Below are 5,898 nucleotides of genomic sequence, written 5' to 3' on the forward strand. Positions count from 1 at the left end.
TGGCGCGGAGTGCCCCCGGCCAGGTCCTGAGCCGGGGGCGGCGCCCACCCACCACGCTGAACACCCGCGGAAAACGTCACTCGCGTGGCCCTCGACAAAGGGCCACCGCCCCCGCCGGTCGCAAAGATGCGGGCATGGGTATACGCACGCTCCTCCGCCGCACGGCCCCAGGCGTGGCACTCCCGCCGGTCCCGCCCTTCGCGGCCGCCGCCAGCACGGGCCGTGTCCCGGCGGGCCTCACCACGGGCCTGCGCCGCACGACGGCGGACCTCCGGCGGCGCCTGACCGAGGTCCGGTGGCCGACCGCTCCCACGCGCTTGGGCAAGGCGATCACCGAGACCGGACGCACCGGCGCAGGCGACGTGACGGCCGTCCCGGGGCGCTCCGGCGCCGGCGACATCCCTGCCATCGCAGGTCTCACCACCCCCGGCGACGTGTCCGACATCCTCGGTCTCACCGGTGGCCCAGCCCCTGCGTCCCAGCCCCCAGGCAATGCCCAGTACCCAGCCAAGACCGATCGCCCGGGCAGCACCGATCACCCCGGCAAGACCGATCGCCCCGGCAGGACCGGCCGCCCGTGGGCGGACCTGGCCCGCAGCTACCTGACGCTCGTCCTGACCCTGCTCCCACGGCCCCGGCGCCCCGCGCACACCACCATCACCGTGTACATCACGACGACAGCGCCCCTCAGCGAGCGGCCGACCGGTTCGGCTCCGCGTCATCGACGCGGTCAGCACGGCCCGGGACCGGAACCGGACGCCACACCCTGACCCCCACGGCGTACAGCAGCAGCGCCGGGACGAGCCCCGCGCCCGCCCCGAAGCACACCGTCGGAATGATCTCCCACGGTTTCGCGCTCGAACCCCAGTAGGCCCACCACCGCGACGCCCGCTGCACCGCCCCCACCAGCGCGAAGCCGCCGATCACCGCACCGGCCAGCCACCGGTCCCGCACCGACAGCGCCGGAACCCCCACCGGCTCGCGCACCGGCGCCCGCCGCACGGCCCGCGCCACGAACACGGCGATCACGACGGCGGCCACCGCCGAACCGCCGTACTGCAGGTACCAGTACAGCGGCGAACCCGCCACCTCCCGGCCCAGCACCGGAAACAGCCGCATCCCCCACCGGTCGAGGTGCGTGAACGCGTCCCACACGACGTGTGTCAGCGCGCCGAGCACCGCGGACGCGTACCACCGCAGCACCAGGGACGGCCGCACACGCGCCCGTGGCGCCCCGCACCGCACCAGCGCGGAGACCCGCCCCTGCCGGGCCCGCGGCAGCAGCGCCACCAGCGGTTCGCGCAGCAGCAGCCACAGCCCCACCAGCGCGCAGGCGAGGAGCACATCGACCGTGAACACACCCGGGAACGAGTGCGTGACGTCACCGAACTCCATCGCCCCGGACACCGCACTCGCCGCGTAATAGGTCAAGTCGGGCGCGAAGGAACCCGCCACCAGCACGGCGGGGACCAGTGGGCCCCGGCCGGTGCCGTCGGTGCGTACGGCAGGCAGTACGGCTGCCGCGTGGCTCAGCGTGAACGGCAACTCGGCTCCTTGTGACGGTCGTTGGCCGGGCGATCGGAGGGGCCCAGTATGCGGGATGCCGGACACCGGCCCGCCCGCTGTACTCGGCACATGACCAACTGGTGAAAAACGGGCACGAACGGGTGCCCGAGCAAAGGAAGTTGTCGTAGGGTCGCCAGGGTCACCGTGCCGGTGGCAGGAGACAGGCCTGTCGGAGGGCAACCACTCGGGCCGGTCGATCGTCACAACAGAGCGAGCGCAACAGCAGTACGCGCACGCAACACAAGTGCGCGACAGTCGGAGACGGGCGCTCGGGCGTCCACGGGAGGGGTTCACTCTATGGCGGCGCAATTCGGCAGGAGGCTGCGCAAGGGGGCGGCAACCACCGCCGTGGCCGCGGTAGCGGTCGCGGCCCTGTCCGCCTCCCAGGCTCCGGGCGTGAACGACCACGGCAGACAGCCGACCGCGGACGCCACACCCTCACCCGACGCGAGTGCCTCCGACGGCAGCGCCACCGGCAACTCGCCGTACTACACGGACCTGCCGCCGCTCAACAGCCCGAGCCCGTCACCGAGCACCGGGCCGCTCCCCACCCCCTCCGGTACGCCGGAGGCGGGCATCCCCGCGACCGTCCTCGACGCCTACAAGAAGGCCGAGGCCTCGCTGCGCGACTCCAAGCCCGGCTGCAACCTGCCCTGGCAACTGCTCGCGGCCATCGGCCGGGTGGAGTCGGGGCAGGCCCGCGGCGGCCGCGTCACCGCCGACGGCACCACCGTCTCGCCGATCCTCGGTCCTCAGCTCGACGGCAACGGCTTCGCCCTCATCAAGGACACCGACAACGGCGCCTACGACGGCAACAGCAGCTACGACCAGGCCGTCGGCCCCATGCAGTTCATCCCGTCCACCTGGGCGTGGGCCGGCCGCGACGGCAACGGCGACGGCAAGAAGGACCCCAACAACGTCTACGACGCCGCGCTCGCCGCCGGCCACTACCTGTGCCGCAACAACTGGGACCTGTCCGACCAGGACGACCTCGACCGCGCGATCCTCAGCTACAACAACTCGCGCGAGTACCTGAACCTGGTCATGCGGTGGCTGGACTACTACCGCAAGGGCACGCACGAGGTCCCCGACGGCACCGGCACGCTGCCCGGCAACCGCAGCGACGACCGGGCCGGATCGAGCGCCGGCCCCTCCACGCCGAGCGTTCCCGGCACGCCGGGTGCGGGCGGCTCCAAGCCCGAGCCCGGCCCCAGGCCCGAAAAGCCAGGCGGGGGCGGCACGACGACCCCGAAGCCCACTCCTCCGCCCACCACCCCGCCGACCTCCCCGAGCACGCCGCCCTCGACGTCTCCCACGCCCACCGACACGGTGCAGCACCTGGAGGACGCCGGGACCGGGAAGCTCACCGCGATGGCGGGCGACGCGTTCACCAAGCGGATCAGCACCCGCGCCGAGACGAAGGCCGGCAAGGCCGTCGCCAAGGTCAGGATCCGCTTCACGATCGTCGGTGACACGGACACCACCTTCACGGGCGGCGAGAGCGTGGCCACGGTCGCCACCAACAGCTCCGGAGTGGCCGTCGCACCCGCACTCCAGGCGGGGGAGAAGACAGGCGACGTCACCGTCCGGGCCACCGTCGTGGGCCGCACGATCGCGGGTCTCGACTACACGGCCACCGTCACCGAGCGCGCCGCCGACACCCTCGCCCGCACCGGCGACGCCGCGCTGACCTGCACCCCGGGCGGCGAGTTCGCGAACCAGGTCGAGGTGAAGGCCACGTACAAGGGTGCCGTCGCGGACGGCGTCGCGGCCACCGCCACGCTGATCAAGTCGGCGGACGATCCGACCGCCAACGACAAGGGCCCCTACTTCAAGGACGCCGACGGCAAGGCCGTACGCACCCTGACGGGCCTGAAGACGGACGCGAAGGGCCTGCTGAAGCTGCCCAAGCTCTACGCGGACGACACCACCGGCACGTTCCTGCTCCGCGTCACCACCGAAGGCGGAGCGACCCTCACCGTCGAACTGACCGTGGCGGCTGCCGAGACGTCCTCGCCGAGCCCTTCGGCCAGTCCGAGCGCGTAGCTCTCAGGTACGACGCACGACGCCCCTCTTTCAAGAGGGGCGTCGTTGTGTGTGCAACGTGTTCTCATCTCCGCCGCGCGTTGCTACGGTGCCGAGAAACCTGACGAAGTATCAGCTCAGCCCGTGGGGGAGGCCCCGTATGCGCGTACTCATCGCCGCCGCCACCGGTCTCGCCGTCGCGTTCGCCGTGGTCCTGACGTTGACCGCCCTCGGCTCCCCCTCGGGCGGTACGTCCCCGAAGCCGCTGCTGACGACGGTGCCCGCACACCCCTGACCGCCCGCCCGGGAGGGAGGCCGAGATGCGCCGCAAGGCCGGCCTGGTCCTGCTCGCCCTCGCCGTGTTCTTCGCGGCACTGTCCCCGCTGCTGCGCTGGTACGCCTTCCCGCGCCTCGCCAAGGTCCCCGCGCACCAGTACCAGGACATGGTCCTGGAAGCGGAGAACGCCACCCTCCTCGACTACGGCACGATGCGGGCCCGCACGGTCCCCAAGGTCACCATCGTGCAGACCCTCAAGGGCAACGTGGAGGCCTCGGAGCGGATCGAGGAGTCGGCCGGCCGGGACGTGGTCGTCTGGGACGGCCTGTCCTACGTCGTCGGCCCCGACGGCGAGATGGTGTCGAAGATCCCCGAGCGCTACATCTTCGACGCCCACACCCAGGAACCCGTCCACGCCACCGGCGAGACGGTCGACGGCGACCCGGTGCGCCGCGGGGGCATCGAGTTCAAATGGCCGTTCCTCACGGACAAACGGGACTACGAGTACTTCGACGCCCAGGCCCGCATCACCGCCCCCATCCACTACAAGGGCACCCGGGACTTCCGCGGCCTGGAGGTCTACTACTTCGAGCAGACCATCCCCTGGACCAAGGTGCGGATCCCGAAGACGCTGCCCGTGGCGGGCCTCACCCCCGAGTCCGTCACCGAGACCGGCACGACCCGCTGGTACACCACGGTCCGCAAGTTCTGGGTCGAACCCCTCACCGGCGCCCCCGTCTACGGCGAGGAACTCCACCGGGAGGAACTGCGCGGCGGCACCCTCCTCGGCGACCGCGACAAGGTGACCGCGTTCGCCGGGCACGTGAAGATGCGCGAGGACTACATCACGCACACGGTCGACCTGGTGAAATCCCAGCGCCTGCTCATCCTGCTCATGACGTCCTACGGGCCGTGGGGCTCCCTGGCCCTCGGCGTCCTCCTGCTGGCCCTCGCGCTGTACCTGGAGGCCCGCGGCCGCCGCCCGTCCGGCCCGGCCCCCACGGAGGCCGAGGAACCGTCACCGGTCAGCGCCTGAGCCGGACGGCGATCAGCGCCTGAGCCGGGCGCTGGTGTGCCGGGTCGGTTCCGCCCCGGCCGGATCCTCGGGCCACGGATGCTTCGGATAGCGCCCACGCAACTCCGCCCGCACGCCCTGGTAGCCGTCCCTCCAGAACGAGGCCAGGTCGGCGGTCACGGCGGCCGGACGCCCGGCCGGAGACAGCAGATGCACGAGCAACGGCACCCCGGCGACCCGCGGCGACTCCTGGAGCCCGAACATCTCCTGCAACTTCACCGCCAGTACGGGCTGCTCGGGCCGGGAGTAGTCGACACGGATCCTCGACCCGCTGGGCACGGCGATCCGCTCCGGGGCGAGCTCCTCGAGCCGCCCGGCCTCACCGGAGGCCCAGGGCAGCAGCCGCGCGAGCGCCTCCCCGGCATCGATCCGCGCCAGATCGGCCCGCCGCCGGGCCCGGCTCAGCTCCGGCTCCAGCCACTCCTCCACGCGCGCGTGGAGCGCTTCGTCGGAGACGTCGGGCCACGGTTCACCCACGTGCAGCCGCAGAAACGCGAGCCGCTGCCGCAGGACACCGGCCTCCGGCGACCACCGCAGCACCCCGAACCCCTCCCGCCGCAGTCCGTCGAGCAGCGCACCGCGTACCAGCCCGGGATCGGCGTCCCTCAGCGGCCGCACCGCCAACTCCACGGCCCCCAGCCGCTCCACCCGCCGCGCCACGACGTCCCCACCGTCCCACCCGACCTCGTCCCGCTCCTCCAGCAGCGCCCCCGCGGCGAGCCGCGCGACTCCTTCGTCGATCACGGCACCCGACTGCACGCGCGCGTGCCCCTTGCCGACGGGCCGGTCCGCCACGGCGACGGCGACCCAGTCGGCCCCCCGCAGCCCGCTCCCCTCGCCGATCTCGGCACGCGTCCCGGACACCATGAGGCACGACCCGCCGTCGACCCTGGCGACGCGCTCGGGAAAGGCGAGCGCGGCAACGAGCCCGACCTGGCGTTCTTCCGAGGAGTTC

At 72.6% G+C, this 5,898-nt stretch carries 5 protein-coding genes; 3 read left to right on the plus strand and 2 right to left on the minus strand.

The annotated features are described in order from the left end of the window. Positions 1-687: 687 nt before the first annotated feature. On the minus strand, positions 688-1,545 hold the full coding sequence (locus tag CCL05_RS41215) for a DUF4184 family protein (protein ID WP_086565689.1): 858 nt from the start codon (positions 1,543-1,545) through the stop codon (positions 688-690). 318 nt (positions 1,546-1,863) lie between these two features. Here CCL05_RS41215 and CCL05_RS41220 point away from each other — a divergent pair, with 318 nt between their 5' ends. The 3 genes from CCL05_RS41220 (at position 1,864) to pgfA (ending at position 4,904) form a co-directional block, all read left to right on the plus strand. Continuing rightward, a complete protein-coding gene (locus tag CCL05_RS41220; RefSeq protein ID WP_086565690.1) occupies positions 1,864-3,612 on the plus strand; it encodes a lytic transglycosylase domain-containing protein in 1,749 nt (582 codons plus the stop codon). A gap of 139 nt (positions 3,613-3,751) precedes the next feature. After that, entirely contained in the window at positions 3,752-3,886 is a 135-nt protein-coding gene (locus CCL05_RS44340) for an SPW_0924 family protein (RefSeq protein WP_107400588.1), read from the plus strand. 25 nt (positions 3,887-3,911) lie between these two features. Continuing rightward, positions 3,912-4,904: a cell envelope lipid trafficking protein PgfA gene (gene pgfA, locus CCL05_RS41225; RefSeq protein WP_086565691.1), complete on the plus strand. Its 993-nt coding sequence runs from the start codon at positions 3,912-3,914 to the stop codon at positions 4,902-4,904. Between the two features lie 12 nt (positions 4,905-4,916). Here pgfA and CCL05_RS41230 read toward each other — a convergent pair. Then, positions 4,917-5,898: ATP-dependent helicase C-terminal domain-containing protein (locus CCL05_RS41230; RefSeq protein WP_279629965.1), on the minus strand; the 982-nt coding region annotated here is incomplete at its 5' end.

This window comes from Streptomyces africanus, assembly GCF_002150735.1.
Lineage (GTDB): Bacteria > Actinomycetota > Actinomycetes > Streptomycetales > Streptomycetaceae > Streptomyces > Streptomyces africanus.